The following is a 15,417-nucleotide window of genomic DNA, read 5'->3' as shown; positions in this document are numbered from 1 at the left end:
GGCGGCGCGGGGTTGGTGGGCGTGGGGAGCGGGTTGGTCGGCCGCGGCCTCCGGTACGGCTGACGCGGCGCGGCAGGGCGGCGTTGGTGGTTGTCGTGGCGGCCTTGGCCCTGGGCGGCTTCTGGCTCGGGACGCGGGCGGTGAGCCTGGCGTCCGTGGGGCAGCCCGTGCCCAGTCATGCGGGGCTGCCCTGGGTGGTGGTCGGGCCGGGCGACACCTTGTGGACCATCGCCGACGCCGTCTCGCCTGCTGACGACGCCACCGCGGTGGCGGACGAGATCATGCGGCTGAACGGGCTGCGGAGTTCCCTGATCCGGCCCGGGACCAAGCTCTACATCCCGTCCGATCGCTGATCCGGCCGCGGGATAAGCGTCCGCTCGTTCGGCGGTCGGCACTCACTGGCGGGCGCCTGCTCCGGCACTCGCCGGCCGGGCACCTGTTCCGGCACTCGCCGGCCGGGCACCTGCTCCGGCGCTCACCGGCCGGGCCTCGCGTCTCGCGGGTCCGGCCTTGCGCCGTTCCGGTCGGTACTTCCGGCCGTGCCGCCTTCACCTACGAGCCACCCCCGGCCGCCGGCCAACGCCGTCCGGGAGGGCCTCGCACCCGCCGGCCGTACCAAAAAGCCACTGCCCGCGGACAGCGCCACAGCACTCCCCGGAGCCCCACGAACCCCCCACGCCCTGAGCCCCTCAGAAACCCCGGGAGAACCACGGAAACCCCCGCCGCACAAGGGCTTCCCGCACCCAATCAAGATCGACAAGCCTCGCCGGCAAACCCCACTCCACCTGCGAAAACAACCACGGGAACACTCCACATCCCCAGGTTGTTGACCGCGACACGCCCGGCTGGAACACCCATCACCGCGCTGATCAGCGACTTCGGCCGGAAGCGCGTCGCCAACTTGCGTTCATGGTCCCGCGCTTCTACGGTTGGACCACAACATCTAGTAGTTACACCGATGTAGTTCACCACACCTTGTGTTTCCGTGACTGCTCCATGGTCAGCCGTGGGGTGTGCGCGAGCGTACGGGGACAACCGCTTTACGCGGACGTTCGAGGAGGCGAAAGCAGCGTGCACTGTCCGTTCTGTCGCCACCCCGACACGAGGGTCATCGACAGCCGTTCCACGGACGACGGCGCGGCCATCCGGCGCCGCCGTACCTGTCCGGAGTGCGGGCGCAGGTTCACCACCCAGGAGACGGTCCTGCTGATGGTGAGCAAGCGTAGCGGGGTGACCGAGCCCTTCTCGCGGGACAAGGTCGTCGCGGGCGTACGGCGGGCCTGCCAGGGCAGGCCGGTGACGGAGGATTCGCTGGCCCAGCTGGGGCAGCGGGTCGAGGAGGCCATCCGGGCCAGGGGCGCGGCGGAGATCCCCTCCAACGAGGTGGGGCTGGCGATCCTGGGCCCGTTGCGGGAGCTGGACGAGGTGGCGTACCTGCGGTTCGCATCGGTATATCGCGGTTTCGAGAGCCTGGCGGACTTCGAGGCCGAGATCGAACAGTTGAAGGCGGAGAAGGGGGAGTCATGACGGAGACGGTCAGCGGTTCAGAGGCGCGCGGAGGCAGGAAGCCTCGCAAGGGCCTGAAGATGAAGCGGATCTTCACCAAGGCGGGCGTGCATCCCTATGACGAGATCACGTGGGAGCGCCGCGACGTCGTCATGACCAACTGGCGCGACGGGTCGATCAACTTTGAGCAGCGGGGCGTGGAGTTCCCCGAGTTCTGGTCGGTCAACGCGGCCAACATCGTGACCACCAAGTACTTCCGCGGCGCCGTGGGCACGCCGCAGCGCGAGTGGAGCCTGAAGCAGCTCGTCGACCGCGTCGTCGGCATGTACACGAAGACCGCGGTGGAGCACGGCTACTTCGCCACCGACGAGGACGCCGAGATCTTCGACCACGAGCTGAAGTACGCGCTCACCCACCAGGTGTTCGCCTTCAACTCGCCGGTCTGGTTCAACGTGGGCACGCAGTCCCCGCAGCAGGTCAGCGCCTGTTTCATCCTTGCCGTGGACGACCAGATGGAGTCGATCCTGGAGTGGTACAAGGAAGAGGGCGTGATCTTCAAGGGCGGTTCCGGCTCGGGCATCAACCTGTCGCGCATCCGCTCCTCGAAGGAGCTTCTGTCCAGCGGCGGTACGGCCAGCGGCCCGGTCTCCTTCATGCGGGGCGCGGACGCGAGCGCGGGCACCATCAAGTCGGGCGGCGCCACGCGGCGCGCGGCCAAGATGGTCGTCCTCGACGTGGATCACCCCGACATCGAGGAGTTCATCGAGACCAAGGCCCGCGAAGAGGACAAGATCCGGGCCCTGCGCGACGCCGGTTTCGACATGGACCTGGGCGGCAAGGACATCGTGTCCGTGCAGTACCAGAACGCCAACAACTCGGTGCGCGTCTCCGGCGAGTTCATGCACGCGGTGGAGAAGGGCGAGAAGTTCGGCCTGCGCGCCCGGCTGACGGGCGAGGTCATCGAGGAGATCGACGCCAAGGATCTCTTCCGCAAGATGGCGCAGGCGGCGTGGGAGTGCGCCGACCCGGGCATCCAGTACGACGACACGATCAACGACTGGCACACCAGCCCGGAGACGGGCCGCATCACCGCCTCCAACCCGTGCTCGGAGTACGTCCACCTGGACAACTCCTCCTGCAACCTGGCCAGCATCAACCTGCTGAAGTTCCTGAAGGACGACAACTCCTTCGACGTCGCGAACTTCGTCAAGCTGACCGAGCTGATCATCACGGCGATGGACGTCTCGATCACGTTCGCCGACTTCCCGACCGAGAAGATCGGCGAGACCACCCGCGCCTACCGCCAGCTCGGCATCGGCTACGCCAACCTGGGCGCGCTGCTGATGGCGACGGGCCACGCCTACGACTCCGACGGCGGCCGCGCGGTGGCCGGCGCCATCACCAGCCTGATGACCGGCGTCTCCTACCGCCGCAGTGCGGAGCTGGCCGGCGTGGTCGGCGCCTATGAGGGCTACGCCCGCAACGCCGAGCCGCACAAGCGCGTCATGCGCAAGCACGCGGCGGCCAACGACAACCTGCGCACGGTCGGCATCATGGACTCCAAGATCCACGCCGAGGCGTCGAAGCAGTGGTCGGAGTGCCTCAAGCAGGGCGAGAAGAACGGCTACCGCAACGCGCAGGCCAGCCTCCTGGCGCCGACCGGCACCATCGGCCTGATGATGGACTGCGACACCACCGGCATCGAGCCGGATCTCGCGCTGGTCAAGTTCAAGAAGCTCGTCGGCGGCGGTTCGATGCAGATCGTCAACCAGACGATTCCGCGCGCGCTGAAGCAGCTCGGCTACCAGCAGGAGCAGATCGAGGCGATCGTCGAGTACATCGCCGAGCACGCCCACGTGGTCGACGCCCCCGGCCTCAAGCAGGAGCACTACGAGGTGTTCGACTGCGCGATGGGCGAGCGCGCGATCGCGCCGATGGGCCACGTGCGCATGATGGCCGCCACGCAGCCGTTCCTGTCGGGCGCCATCTCCAAGACGGTCAACCTGCCCGAGTCGGCCACGGTCGACGACATCGAGCAGGTCTACATGGAGGGCTGGAAGCTCGGACTGAAGGCGCTGGCCGTCTACCGCGACAACTGCAAGGTCGGCCAGCCGCTGTCGGCCGGGGGCAAGAAGGAGGAGGCCAAGACGGCCGCCGCCGAGGAGCCCGAGGTCAAGGTCATCGAGGTCAACCGGCCGACCCGCCGCCGCATGCCCAACCAGCGCCCCAGCACGACGACCCGGTTCACGGTCGGCGGCGCCAAGGGCTACATGACCGCCTCGTCCTACCCGGACGACGGTCTGGGCGAGGTCTTCCTCAAGATGTCCAAGCAGGGTTCGACGCTGGCGGGCGTCATGGACGCCTTCTCCGTGGCGATCTCGATAGGTCTGCAGTACGGCGTGCCGCTCGAGACGTACATGAGCAAGTTCGTCAACATGCGCTTCGAGCCCGCGGGCATGACGGACGACCCGGACATCCGGATGGCCACGTCGGTGATGGACTACATCTTCCGCCGCCTGGCCCTCGACCACCTGCCCTACGACGAGCGCGCGGCCCTGGGCATCTTCTCGGCGGCCGAGCGCGCCGCGCAGCAGCGTGGCGAGGACCCGGCGCCGCTGCAGGAGAGCGTGGACCGGGAGCTCCTGGCCCAGTCGGCCCCGATAGAGGCGGCCAAGCCGGAGGCGCCCGCGCAGCCGGCCAAGGAGCTGACGCTGGAGAGCCACCAGCGCTTCACCGCCGACGCGCCGCTGTGCATGACGTGCGGCACGAAGATGCGCCCGGCGGGCAGCTGCTACGTCTGTGAGGGCTGCGGCTCGACCAGCGGCTGCAGCTAGCCGATACGGCGAGGGGGGATCCGGGGTTCCGGGTCCCCCTTTCGGCTGCTCCGGGCTCGAGGTCCTAGCGTGAACGTGTGAAACGCGGACGTATGCTCGCAGTGCTGCTCGTGGCGTGGTTCATGGCGCAGTTCGACTTCTTCGTGGTCAACGTGGCCGCGCCCGCCTTCGAGCGGGAGCTGGGCGCGAGACCGGCCGAGCTGGAGCTCATCGTCGGCGGGTACGCCTTCACCTTCGCCACCGGCATGATCACCGGTGGCCGTCTCGGCGACCGGTACGGCTACCGGCGGATGTTCGTCATCGGCATGGCCGCCTTCACGCTGGCCTCGGTGTTGTGCGGGCTGGCGGTCAGCCCGGCTCAGCTCATCGCCGCCCGCCTGCTGCAGGGGCTGGCCGGGGCGATCATGGTGCCGCAGGTGCTGGCCATGATCCCGGTGATCTACGAGCCGGCGGACCGCCCCCGGGCGGTCGGCTGGTACGGGCTGGCCGGTGGCGTCGGGGCGATCGCCGGGCAGGTGCTGGGCGGGCTCCTGCTGACGGCCGACGTGCTCGGGCTGGGGTGGCGGGTGGTGTTCCTGCTCAACCTGCCGATCGGGGTGGTGACGGCGGTGCTGGCGGCCAGGCTGCTGCCCGGGGCCGCCTCCGGGTCCTACGCCCGGCTGGATCTGCGCGGGGCCGCGGGGCTGGCGCTCGGGCTGGGGCTGGTGCTGGTGCCGCTCGGCCTGGGGCACGGCATGGGCTGGGCGTGGGCGGCGATGGCGGCAGCCGTACCGGTGCTGGGGCTGACGGCGTGGTGGCAGCACGCGCTGGCCCGGCGCGGCGGGCAGCCCGTGCTGGACCTGGCCTTGCTGAAGGTGCGCTCCTACCTGGCCGGGGTCGGCGCGGTCACCGCGTTCACCGCCTACTTCGTCTCGTTCATGTTCACGCTGACGCTGCTGCTGCAGGGCGGGTACGAGCTCACGGCCTTCCAGGCGGGGCTGGCGTTCGCGCCGATGGCGGTGATGTTCTCGCTCACCTCTCTCACCGGCACGGGCCTCGTGCGCAGGTACGGCTTGCGCGTGGTGCTGATCGGCGGCGGGATCGCGGCGTTCGGGCTGATCCTGATGCTGCTGGCCCAGGGGCTGCCGTCGACGATCGCCGCGCTGGTGATCGTCGGGACCGGCAACGGGCTGGTGCTGCCGCAGCTGATCGGAGCCGCGCTGGTGGAGGTCGAGCCGGGGCAGGCGGGCATCGCCGCCGGGTTCCTGACGACGGCGCAGCAGTTCGCGGGCGCGGGCGGGGTCGCGGTCATCGGTGCGGTGTTCTTCGCCGTGGCGGCGGGCGGCGGCTACATCATGGCCATGCGCTGGGCGGCCGGGATCGACCTGGGGCTGATTCTCGTCGTGCTCGTGGTGGTGGCCTACACGATGCGCCGGGCCGTCAACCGAGCTGCGCCTCCAGCCCCTTCACATCCGACATGACCCAGTATTCGGCGAACCGGTCGCCCTCGGCGCGCAGGATGTCGTGGCCGCTGAAGGCGACCCGGCGGCCCCGGTAGTCGCCGGAGAACGTCCAGCGGGCGGCGACGAGGTCCCCGGCGGCGATCGGGCCGACGTCCAGCGTGACCGCGACGTCGCCGAAGGGGGCGTGGCCCTGCTTCAGGGCCTCGATGAGCTCGCCGGGGCCGTGCACCTCCATGCCCGGCCAGTGGCCGACGAAGCCGTCGGTGACCAGGTCGTGGGCGAGGCCGAAGTCGCCGTTCCACATCTCGAGCAGCCAGCGTTCGTAAAGTCCGTTCCTCATGAACACCGCCCTACCCACTAGGTTGCCCTCCATGAACGTTGCGATTACCGGGGGATATGTCGTGCCCGTGACGGGCGCGCCGATCGAGGGCGGAACCGTCCTGATCCAGGATGGGAAGATCACCGCTGTGGGCGCCGAGGTCGGGATTCCGGACGGCGTCGAGGTCGTGGACGCGGCGGGCGGCTGGGTGCTGCCGGGGTTCGTGGAGGCCCACGGGCACATGGGCGTGCACGAGGAGGCCGACGGCTGGGCCGGCCAGGACACCAACGAGATGACCGATCCGAACGGCGCCCGCCTGCGCGCCCTGGACGCCATCAACCCCGCCGATCTGGGCTTCGGCGACGCGTTGTCCGGCGGCGTCACCACGGCGGTGATCAAGCCGGGTTCCGGCAACCCGATCGGCGGCCAGACCGTGGCCGTCAAGTGCTGGGGCAGGACCGTGGAGGAGATGCTCATCCGCGAGCCGGTCAGCGTGAAGAGCGCGCTCGGTGAGAACCCCAAGCGGGTGTACGGCGACCAGAAGAAGCTGCCCTCGACCCGGCAGGGCGTCGCGGCGGTCATCCGCGACGCGTTCATGAAGGCTCAGGACTACCGGGCCAAGCGGGCGGCGGCGGAGGACGAGGGCAAGCCGTTCGACCGGGACGGCACGCTGGAGGTGCTGGTCAGGGTGCTCGACGGTGAGCTGCCCTGGTGCCAGCACACCCATCGGGCCGACGACATCGCCACCGCGCTGCGCCTGGCCGACGAGTTCGGCTACAAGCTGATCGTCAACCACGGCACCGAGGGGCACCTGCTGGCCGACATCCTGGCCGAGCGGCGGATCCCGGTGATCATCGGGCCGTTGTTCACCAGCAGGACGAAGGTCGAGCTGCGCCACCGTTCCCTCCGCAACCCGGGCATCCTGGCCCGCGCGGGCGTGGAGGTGGCCATCACCACCGACCATCCCGTCGTGCCCATCCACTTCCTCGTCCACCAGGCGACGCTGGCGGTCAAGGAGGGGCTGGACCGGGAGGAGGCGCTGCGCACGATCACGGTCAACCCGGCGCGGATCATGGGACTGGCCGATCAGGTGGGTGCGCTGGCCCCGGGGCTGGACGGCGACGTGGTGATCTGGTCGGGCGATCCGCTGGACGTCATGAGCAGGGCGCTGCGCGTGTTCGTCAACGGGCGTGAGGTGTACACGTTCTCGGAGGAGCGCGGGGAGGGCGTGGTCGCCACGCCGTACTACCGCGAGTCCTGATATTTCGTGAATCAAGGCGCCGTGCTCCCGGCCGGGGGCGCGGCGCTTCTGCGTGTGTAGGGTGGAGAAAATCTAACATTCGTTCAAGTTGTTACCGGGAGCCCTCATGGCCAACCCCTACGCGGCCCTCTTCAGAACCCCCGGCGCCCTGGCCTTCTCGGCCGCCGGATTCATCGGCCGCATGCCCATCTCCATGGCCGGAATCGGCATTCTGACGATGTTGTCGCAGCTGACCGGCGGTTACGCCCTGGCCGGAGCCGTCTCGGCCACCTTCACCCTGTTCACCGCCCTGGCCGGCCCGCAGGTCTCCCGCCTGGTGGACCGTTTCGGCCAGAGCCGCGTGCTGCCGCCGGCCACCGTCCTCAGCGTGACCGGCCTGACCGCCTTGCTGCTGTGCGCCCGGTACGGCCTGCCGGCCTGGACCCTCTTCGCCGGCGCCGCGCTGGCCGGGACGCTGCCCAACCTGGCCGCCATGGTCCGCGCACGCTGGTCCTACGTGCACCGGGGCTCCCGTCACCTGCACACCGCCTTCTCCCTGGAGTCGGTGGTGGACGAGCTGACCTTCGTCATCGGCCCCGCCCTGTCGGTGGCTCTGTCCACGGCGTGGTTCCCGGAGGCCGGGCCGCTGATCGCGGGCATCCTGCTGGTCGCCGGCGTCGTGCTGCTGGCCCCCCAGAAGCGCACCGAGCCCCCCGTCGCGCGGTACGGCCCGGCCGAGGCGACCGGCTCGGCCGTCCGGTCGCCGGCGGTCAGGCTGCTGGCGCTCCTGCTCATGGCCGGAGGCGTGATCGCCGGAACCGTGGACGTGGTCAGCGTGGCCTTCGCCGCCGAGGCCGGGGCGCCGGCGGGCGCCGGGCTCGTCCTGGCCGCCTACGCGGCCGGATCGGCGCTGGCCGGTCTGGCCTTCGGCGCGCTGCGCCTGACCACGCCGCTGCCCCGGCTGCTGGTGCTGAGCGTGACCGGGACCGCGCTGACCACGCTGCCGTTCCTGCTGGCCGGGGGCATCCCGGCGCTGGCCGCCGCGGTCTTCGCGGCCGGGTTGTTCTTCGCCCCTACGATGATCGTGGTGATGAGGCTGGTCGAGCGGGCGGTCCCGGCAGGTGCCCTGACGGAGGGGATGACCTGGGCCATCACCGGCCTGAGCGCCGGCATCGCGCTGGGCGCGGCGGTGTCGGGCGCGCTGGTGGACCGCTTCGGGCCGGCGAGCGGCTTCGGGGTCGCGGTCGCCGCCGGGGCGGCGGCGCTGCTCCTGGCGCTGTTCGCCGCAGGCCGCGTCGGAGAAGCGCGGGTAGAAGAAGGGCGGTAGGAGAGGAACGTGACGGAGCCGACCACTGACGGCCGCCGCCTCAAGGGCGAGCAGCGCAAACGCGAGCTCATCGAGGCCACGATCCGGGTCGTCGCCCGCGACGGCGTCGCCGGCGTCAGCCACCGGACCGTCGCCAAGGAGGCGGGCCAGCCGTACACCGCCGCGGCGTACTACTTCAAGACCATCGACGACCTGCTGACCGCCGCCCTGACCTCCTGCATGGAGGAGGACGCCGAGCGCCTGCGCCGCCTGGCCGACGAATTCACCGGCCCCGTCGAGGGGCTGTGCGACCTGGCGGAGCTGATGTGCCGGGTGGTCGCGGCGCCCGCGCGCCTGCTGGCCGAGTTCGAGCTGTACCTGCTGGCCGCGCGCCGCCCCGAGCTGCGCGCCGCCACCCGCCACTGGCTGGCCGCGGTCGAACGGTTCGGCCGCCGCTACACCGATGACCCGGTACGGCTGCGCGTCCTGGCCGGAACCATCGACGGCGTGCTCATGCAGGCCCTGCTGACCGACGCGCCGCCGGGTCCGCGGGAGTGGGAGGAGGTGCTGCGGGCGATCCTGCTCACGACGGCACCCGGTCGAGAAAGCGGGCGATGAGCGGGGCGATCCCGGCCAGGTCCTCTTCCAGGGCGAAGTGGCCGGTGTCGAAGACGTGCAGCTCGGCCTCGGGCAGGTCGCGCAGGTAGGCGTGCGCTCCGGGCTCGGGGAAGAACATGTCGTTGCGGCCCCAGACGATCAGCGCGGGCGGGGTGTGCGCACGCATCCACTCCTGCCACCGGTCGTACTGCTCGACGTTGGAGTGGTAGTCGAAGGCCAGCGCCACCTGGGCCTCCTTGCGGCCGGGCAGGTCCAGGAAGTGCTGGTCGAGGGTCCAGCCGTCGGGGGAGACGGTGGCGGGTTCCCTGGTGCCGCCCTCGTACTGGCCGCGGGTGCCCTCCAGCGTGAGCAGCCCCCGGATCTTCTCCTCGGCTCCGGGCTGCTCCGGGCGCAGGGCGACGAAGTCGCGGGCCCCGGCCGACAGGCCCTCCTCGTAGGCGTTGCCGTTCTGGACGACGAGCCCGGCGATCCACTCGGGATGGCGCAGCGCGAGGCGGAAGCCGACCGGGGCGCCGAAGTCGAAGACGTACATGACGAACCGGCTCAGCCCGAGCCCTTTCACGAACCCCTCGGTGACGTCGGCCAGCCGGTCGAAGGAGTAGATGAAGCCCGCGGGCGTCTCGGTGTGCCCGAAGCCCGGGGAGTCCGGGGCGATGAGCCGGTACGTCCCGCCGAGCTCGTCGATCAGCCGCCGGAACTGGTGGGAGGCGGAGGGGAAGCCGTGCAGCAGCAGGAGCACGGGCGCGTCCGGCCGGTCCGGGACGGATTCCCGGTAGAACACGCGAACGCCGTCGACGTCGATGAAGCGGTGGAGGGTGCTCATGCCTATGCCTTCCAGCGGAGAAGATGCGTTAGTTCTAGTGTGTCGCCACCTAATGTGTCAACTTGCTGATTTACCATTAGGACGCTTGGCCGCCGACCTCCTGGCCCGCCACTGATCTGAGTACCCCCCTGCTCATTGCCGCCGGGCCTCCGGAGCGGGACATTGTTCGGTGTGAGCAGTGAGTCGCAGGAGGATCCACCCGGAGTGATGCGCGGCGGCGTCGCCCGCAAGGTGCGTGCGGCCGGCGCACGGGCACGGGCGTGGACGCCGTCGGTGCTGCTGGCCACGTTGTCGGCGGGGGCGTTCGCGCCCTTGCTGACGTCGGGGCTGGGCGCGCCGGCCCTGGCCGCCGCGGGCGTCAACGTGCTGGCCGCGATCGGCGGCAACATGCTGACCGACGTGATGAAGAACGGCGTGACGAACCTCCGCAACCGCGGTGGGCAGCCCTCCCGCGAGGAGGTCGAGGACGAGCTGGAGCAGCGCTTCCACGAGGTGCTGGAGTCCGGCGGCGAGGAGGCCGACCGGCTGCGCGCGGAGATGGGCCGGCTTCTGCGGGAGTTCGGGCTGGTGGGGGCGGCGATCGAGGCGGCCGTCGAGTCCGCGGACCGGGACCTGCAGACGGCGCTGGCCGACGGGCTGGCCGGTCTGGGCGCGGAGTTCGCCGAGTTCGGCTTCGTGCTGACCGAGGTCGGCAGCCAACTGCGCCTGATCAGGGAGGGCGTCGACCAGCAGCGCGCCGACCTGCGGGTGACCGTGGGCCTGCAGTACCAGCAGGCGACCGACACCCGGCTGCTCCTGGAACGGCTGGCGGTGATCGAGCGGCGCACCCGCGCGAACGACGCGCCGCGCGAGCCGTCCGCGCCGCGCTGGAGCGACGCCAGCCCCTACAAGGGCCTGGCGACCTACGGCGAGTCCGACGCGGAGGTCTTCTCCGGCCGGGAGGTCGTCACCGCCCAGCTCGTCAGCACCCTGTCCGAGCGCCTGTCGGGACCCGGCCTGGTGGTGGTGACCGGCGCCTCGGGCGCGGGCAAGTCCTCGTTGTTACGCGCCGGCCTGTTCCCCGCGATCGCCAGGGGCGACCTGTCGGAGGCCGCCGCCCACTGGCCGCGCCACGTGCTCACCCTGCCCGCCCCCTCGCCGCTGGCGGTGCTGGCGACGCTGCTGGCGAGCCTGTCCGGCCTGGCCGCCACCGCCGTCCTGGACGCGCTGCGCCGCCGCCCGCACGACGCCTCCCTGCTGGTACGGCAGGCGGTCGACCACGACGCCCGGCGCAAGGGGCGGTCCGCCGCGGCCGCGGCCGGATCGCGGCTGATCCTGGTCGTGGACCAGTTCGAGGAGATCTTCGCGGCCGGGCAGGAGGAACAGGCCGCGTTCATCGCCGCCCTGCACGCCGCAGGCACGGTCCCGGAGGGGGAGGCCGGCATCCCCGCGGCGATGGTGGTGGTCGCGGTGCGCGGCGACATGATCGACCGCTGTGCCGGGTATCAGGAGCTGGTCGGCGCGCTGCGATCGGCGTTCGTCCTCGGCACGATGACCGAGGCGGAGCTGCGCGCGGCGATCACCGTTCCGGCGGAGGTGGCCGGGCTGGAGATCGAGGCGGGGCTGGCCGACACCATCCTGGGCGAGCTGCGCTCCTCGGCGGGCGGGTTCGACGCGGGCGTGCTCCCGCTGCTGTCGCAGACCATGCTGACCGTCTGGGAGCACCGGGAGGGCCCGTTGCTGACGCGGCACGGCTACGCCCGCACCGGCGGCGTCACCCACGCGGTCGCCACCAGCGCGGAGGTGGCCTACAGCCGCCTGGACACGGCGCACCAGGAAGAGGCACGGCAGGTGTTCCAGCGGCTGACCGGGGTCTCGTCCGAGGTGAAGCTGACCCGCCGCAAGGTGGGCCGCGCGGAGCTGGAGGAGGCGGAGGTCCTGGAGGTGTTCGCCCGCAGCCGCCTGATCGTGGTCGACACCGACTCCGTGCAGATCGCCCACGACGCCCTGCTCCAGCACTGGCCGCGCCTGCGCGGGTGGCTGGAGGCCGACCTGACCGGGCACGCCCTGCGCAGCCAGCTCGCCGACGACGCCGACGACTGGGTGCGCAACGAGCGCGCCCCCTCCTACCTCTACCGCGGCGAACGGCTGGCCGCCGTCCTGCACGCCGAGCACCGCTGGCGCGACGATCCGCTCACCGGCCCGGCCCGGCAGTTCCTGGACGCGGGCGTGCGGGAGGAGGCGCGCGGCCGCCGGCGCCGCCGGCAGACGTTCGCCGCGCTCTCGGCGCTCCTCGCGGTCGCCCTGGTCATGGGCGGCGTGGCCGTACTCCAGGTCAGGACGGCGCAGCAGCAGCGCGACGCGACGCGCGAGCAGGAGCTGGTGGCCCTGGCCCGGCAGCTCGTGGCCAAGGCCGAGGCGGCGCTGGACTCCGACGCCAGGACCGCGCTCATGCTCAACGTCGCCGCCCACCGCATCCACCCCGACGTCGAGACGGCCGCCTCCCTGCGCCGCGCGGTCACCACCACGGCGTACGCGGGCCAGCTCATCGGGGTGAACAGCCCCGTCAGCTCGATCGCCTACTCCGGCGACGGCAGGTACCTGGCGGCGGGTTTCAACTCCGGCGCGATGATGCTCTGGGACGTCTCCGACCCGCTGCGCCCACGCCAGCTCGGCGATCCCTTCGTCTTCCTGGACTTCCACAGCAACGTCACGGTCGCCTTCGCCGCCGGGGACACCCGGCTGGTCGCGGCCAGTGACACCGGCGCGGTCACGATGTGGGACCTGGCCGACCCCGCCCGCCCGCGCCGGGTCGGCACGCCGGTGAAGGGCGTGCAGTACCGCCAAGGGGGCGCGTGGTTCTCGCCGGACGCCACCGTGCTGGCCACCTCGACGGAGAAGAAGCCCGCGCTGCAGTTGTGGGACCTGCGCGATCCCGCCCGGATCCGCCCGCTCGGGGGGCCGATGCGGGTCCTGCCCGGATACGTGGACAACCTGGCGTTCTCTCCAGACGGCAACCTGATCGCCGCCGCGGGCAGCTCGCACAAGCACCCCGTGGTCCTCTACGACCTGCGGCGCCGCAAGGAGATCAGCCGCGTCACCCCGAAGGAGTCCGACATCATCGGCTCGCTCTCCTTCAGCCCCGACGGCCGGACGCTGGCCGTCGAAGGCGACTTCCGCGGCATCATGCTGTGGAACGTGAGCGACCCGGCGCGTCCCCGCCCCGCCCGGGATCTGCTGTGGGCGGCCATGGGCGCGAAGGCCACCTTCGGGCCGGAGGGCGCGGTGCTGGCCACCACCGGCGGCCGGGACACCGGCCTGCTGCTGTGGGACGTCAGCGAGATCGACTACCCGTCCCGCACCGAACGGCTGCGCGCCGGGCAGGACGACAACGAGGTGGCCTTCGCCCCGCGCGGCGGCGCGCTGGCCTCCGGCAGCGAGGAGGGCCGCATCACCCTGTGGAACCTGGTGCGCGCCGGGCAGCCCCGCGGGTACGGCCCGCCGTTCGTGGGGCACAAGGAGCGCTACAAGCAGGAGATCTACGCGATGGCGTGGTCCGAGGACGGCTCGATGCTCGTGACCGGCGGCCGGGACACCACGATCGCCTTGTGGCGGGTCGGCGACCGTGCCCATCCCCGGCTGCTGGCCAAGCTCTGGGGGCACATCGGCGAGGGCGTCGACGCCGTCGCCTTCTCGCCCGGCGGCAAGCTGCTGGCCACCGGCGACGGCAAGGGGACCGTCATCCTGTGGGACCTCAGCGTGCCGGAACGGCCCCGCCGGCTGGCGCGCTCGCTGAGCGGGCGTGGTGACATCATCCGCTCGATCGTGTTCTCCGCCGACGGCAGGAGGGTCACGGTCGGCGGCGACTCGCTGATCGACGTCTGGGACGTCGGCGACCCGGAACGCCCCCGCCACCTGGCCAGGGCGCTGGGGGACTCCGCCGGGGTGGTCAAGGCGTGGCGGCTGCGCGACGGCCGCGTGCTGGCGGTGCTGCGCGGGAAGGGGCAGCCGGTCGAGGACGTGGGCGTGCGCCCCTCGGTGCCGCCGTCGCCGGGCGCGGGCCAGATCGTCTCCTCTCCGGCGTCGCAGGAGCCGGGTTCCAACACCGCCGGGCTCTTCGACATCAGCGACCCCGCCCGGCCGAGGGCGCTCGGGCCGTGGCTGAGCGGGCTCAGGCAGTACCTGGTCGGAGCCGAGCTGTCCCCCACGGGCGCCCTGCTGGCGCTGTCGGACCGCAACGGCGCGGTCGTGCTGTGGGACTTCACCGACCGGGCCCGGCCCCTGCGCCTGGGCGACCCGCTGATCCCGCACGGGACGCTGTCCGGCGTGAGCGTGGCCTTCGCCCCCGGCGCCGACCTCATGGTCACCGGCGGCATCGACGGCGACGGCTATCTGTGGGACCTCGGCAACCGGATCCTGCCCCGGCAGGTGGGCGCCTCCCTGGACGACAACGAGGACTCCATCGGGCACATGGCCTTCTCCGCCGACGGCGACACCCTGGCCACGGCCGGGAGCCGGGGTGAGGTCGTGCTGTGGGACCTGCGGCCGACCTACGCGCTGCGCGAGCGGCTGGACGAGACCGCCTGCCTGGTGACCGGTGGCGGGCTGAACCGCGAGCAGTGGTCGCGGTACGTGTCGGCGCTGCCGTACCAGGACGTCTGCGCCCGCTGAGCGGTCAGGGGGCGTAGCTCAGGATGTGCGCCCGCAGCATGGCGGGGGCCTCGGGGGAGCGGGTGCGGAAGGCGTCGAGGAGAGGGCGGTGGTCGGCGGCGTTCTCGTGGAGTTCGGCGCGGAACAGCCGGATCGACAGATGCGTCCACACCTCCAGCCCCAGGCCCTCCCAGACCGACAGCAGCAGCGCGTTGCCCGAGGCGGCCACGATCTCGCGGTGGAAGGCGATCCCGGCGCTCACCTGGTCGGCCAGGGCGCCGTCGGCCGCCGCGTCGCCGAGGCGGGCGGTGCACGACTCCAGGACCTCGACCGAGGGCGCGCCCAGGCGGGCGGCGGTCTCCTCCAGGCCGGCCCGCACCTGGTAGACCTCGCGCAGGTCGTCGCGGGTGAAGGGGCGGACCCGCGCGCCCTTGTTCGGCGAGGACTCGATCAGGCGCAACGCCTCCAGCTCTCGCAGCGCCTCGCGGACGGGGGCCTGGCTGACGCCGAGGTCCGTGGCGATGCGGCGTTCGACGATGCGCTCGCCGGGGGCCCAGCGGCCGGAGATCAGGCCGTCGACGAGCTGACGGCGGATCTCGTCGCGGAGCGGGGATCGCACTACGGGTTTCACAGGGAGATTAAATCGTGAAAACACTCGCCCTAACATCCAATGATCGATCATTGGGTGTTTAATGGATGT

Annotated in this window: 11 protein-coding genes; 8 read left to right on the top strand and 3 right to left on the bottom strand. The window is 71.5% G+C overall.

Annotated features, from left to right (window positions below):
• The first annotated feature begins 95 nt into the window (after positions 1-95).
• The 4 genes from FVE25_RS11360 to FVE25_RS11345 all read left to right on the top strand — a co-directional run bounded on the left by FVE25_RS11360 (position 96) and on the right by FVE25_RS11345 (position 5,800).
• Complete coding sequence (locus tag FVE25_RS11360; protein ID WP_157246362.1) at positions 96-353, top strand: LysM peptidoglycan-binding domain-containing protein; 258 nt, start codon at positions 96-98, stop codon at positions 351-353.
• 718 nt (positions 354-1,071) lie between these two features.
• Positions 1,072-1,527 (top strand): transcriptional regulator NrdR, encoded by a 456-nt coding sequence (nrdR, locus tag FVE25_RS11355; protein ID WP_157246361.1) that lies wholly within the window; start codon positions 1,072-1,074, stop codon positions 1,525-1,527.
• Positions 1,524-4,340: a vitamin B12-dependent ribonucleotide reductase gene (locus FVE25_RS11350; protein ID WP_157246360.1), complete on the top strand. Its 2,817-nt coding sequence runs from the start codon at positions 1,524-1,526 to the stop codon at positions 4,338-4,340. Before nrdR ends, FVE25_RS11350 begins: the two co-directional genes overlap by 4 nt.
• 77 nt (positions 4,341-4,417) lie before the next feature.
• The gene (locus FVE25_RS11345) at positions 4,418-5,800 is read left to right on the top strand and encodes an MFS transporter (RefSeq protein WP_219825422.1); all 1,383 of its coding nucleotides are present in this window, start codon (positions 4,418-4,420) and stop codon (positions 5,798-5,800) included.
• Here FVE25_RS11345 and FVE25_RS11340 read toward each other — a convergent pair.
• Complete coding sequence (locus tag FVE25_RS11340; RefSeq protein ID WP_157246359.1) at positions 5,760-6,122, bottom strand: ester cyclase; 363 nt, start codon at positions 6,120-6,122, stop codon at positions 5,760-5,762. The two genes, FVE25_RS11345 and FVE25_RS11340, sit on opposite strands and share 41 nt — an antisense overlap.
• A gap of 31 nt (positions 6,123-6,153) precedes the next feature.
• Here FVE25_RS11340 and FVE25_RS11335 point away from each other — a divergent pair, with 31 nt between their 5' ends.
• The 3 genes from FVE25_RS11335 (at position 6,154) to FVE25_RS11325 (ending at position 9,265) form a co-directional block, all read left to right on the top strand.
• Positions 6,154-7,362, top strand: a complete 1,209-nt coding sequence (locus FVE25_RS11335; protein ID WP_157246358.1) for an amidohydrolase — start codon at positions 6,154-6,156, stop codon at positions 7,360-7,362.
• 106 nt (positions 7,363-7,468) lie between these two features.
• Complete coding sequence (locus tag FVE25_RS11330; protein WP_157246357.1) at positions 7,469-8,668, top strand: MFS transporter; 1,200 nt, start codon at positions 7,469-7,471, stop codon at positions 8,666-8,668.
• Positions 8,669-8,677: 9 nt separating this feature from the next.
• Positions 8,678-9,265: a TetR/AcrR family transcriptional regulator gene (locus tag FVE25_RS11325; RefSeq protein ID WP_157246356.1), complete on the top strand. Its 588-nt coding sequence runs from the start codon at positions 8,678-8,680 to the stop codon at positions 9,263-9,265.
• Here FVE25_RS11325 and FVE25_RS11320 read toward each other — a convergent pair.
• Positions 9,231-10,088, bottom strand: a complete 858-nt coding sequence (locus FVE25_RS11320; protein ID WP_157246355.1) for an alpha/beta fold hydrolase — start codon at positions 10,086-10,088, stop codon at positions 9,231-9,233. The two genes, FVE25_RS11325 and FVE25_RS11320, sit on opposite strands and share 35 nt — an antisense overlap.
• Positions 10,089-10,259: 171 nt before the next feature.
• Here FVE25_RS11320 and FVE25_RS11315 point away from each other — a divergent pair, with 171 nt between their 5' ends.
• Entirely contained in the window at positions 10,260-14,738 is a 4,479-nt protein-coding gene (locus FVE25_RS11315) for an nSTAND1 domain-containing NTPase (RefSeq protein ID WP_157246354.1), read from the top strand.
• Positions 14,739-14,742: 4 nt separating this feature from the next.
• Here FVE25_RS11315 and FVE25_RS11310 read toward each other — a convergent pair whose 3' ends face one another.
• The gene (locus FVE25_RS11310; protein ID WP_157246353.1) at positions 14,743-15,384 is read right to left on the bottom strand and encodes a GntR family transcriptional regulator; all 642 of its coding nucleotides are present in this window, start codon (positions 15,382-15,384) and stop codon (positions 14,743-14,745) included.
• Positions 15,385-15,417 lie beyond the last annotated feature (33 nt).

It is taken from the genome of Nonomuraea typhae (assembly GCF_009760925.1).
Lineage (GTDB): Bacteria > Actinomycetota > Actinomycetes > Streptosporangiales > Streptosporangiaceae > Nonomuraea > Nonomuraea typhae.
Note: the sequence above shows the minus strand (reverse complement) of the source record. Positions and strands in the feature narration are given on the sequence as shown.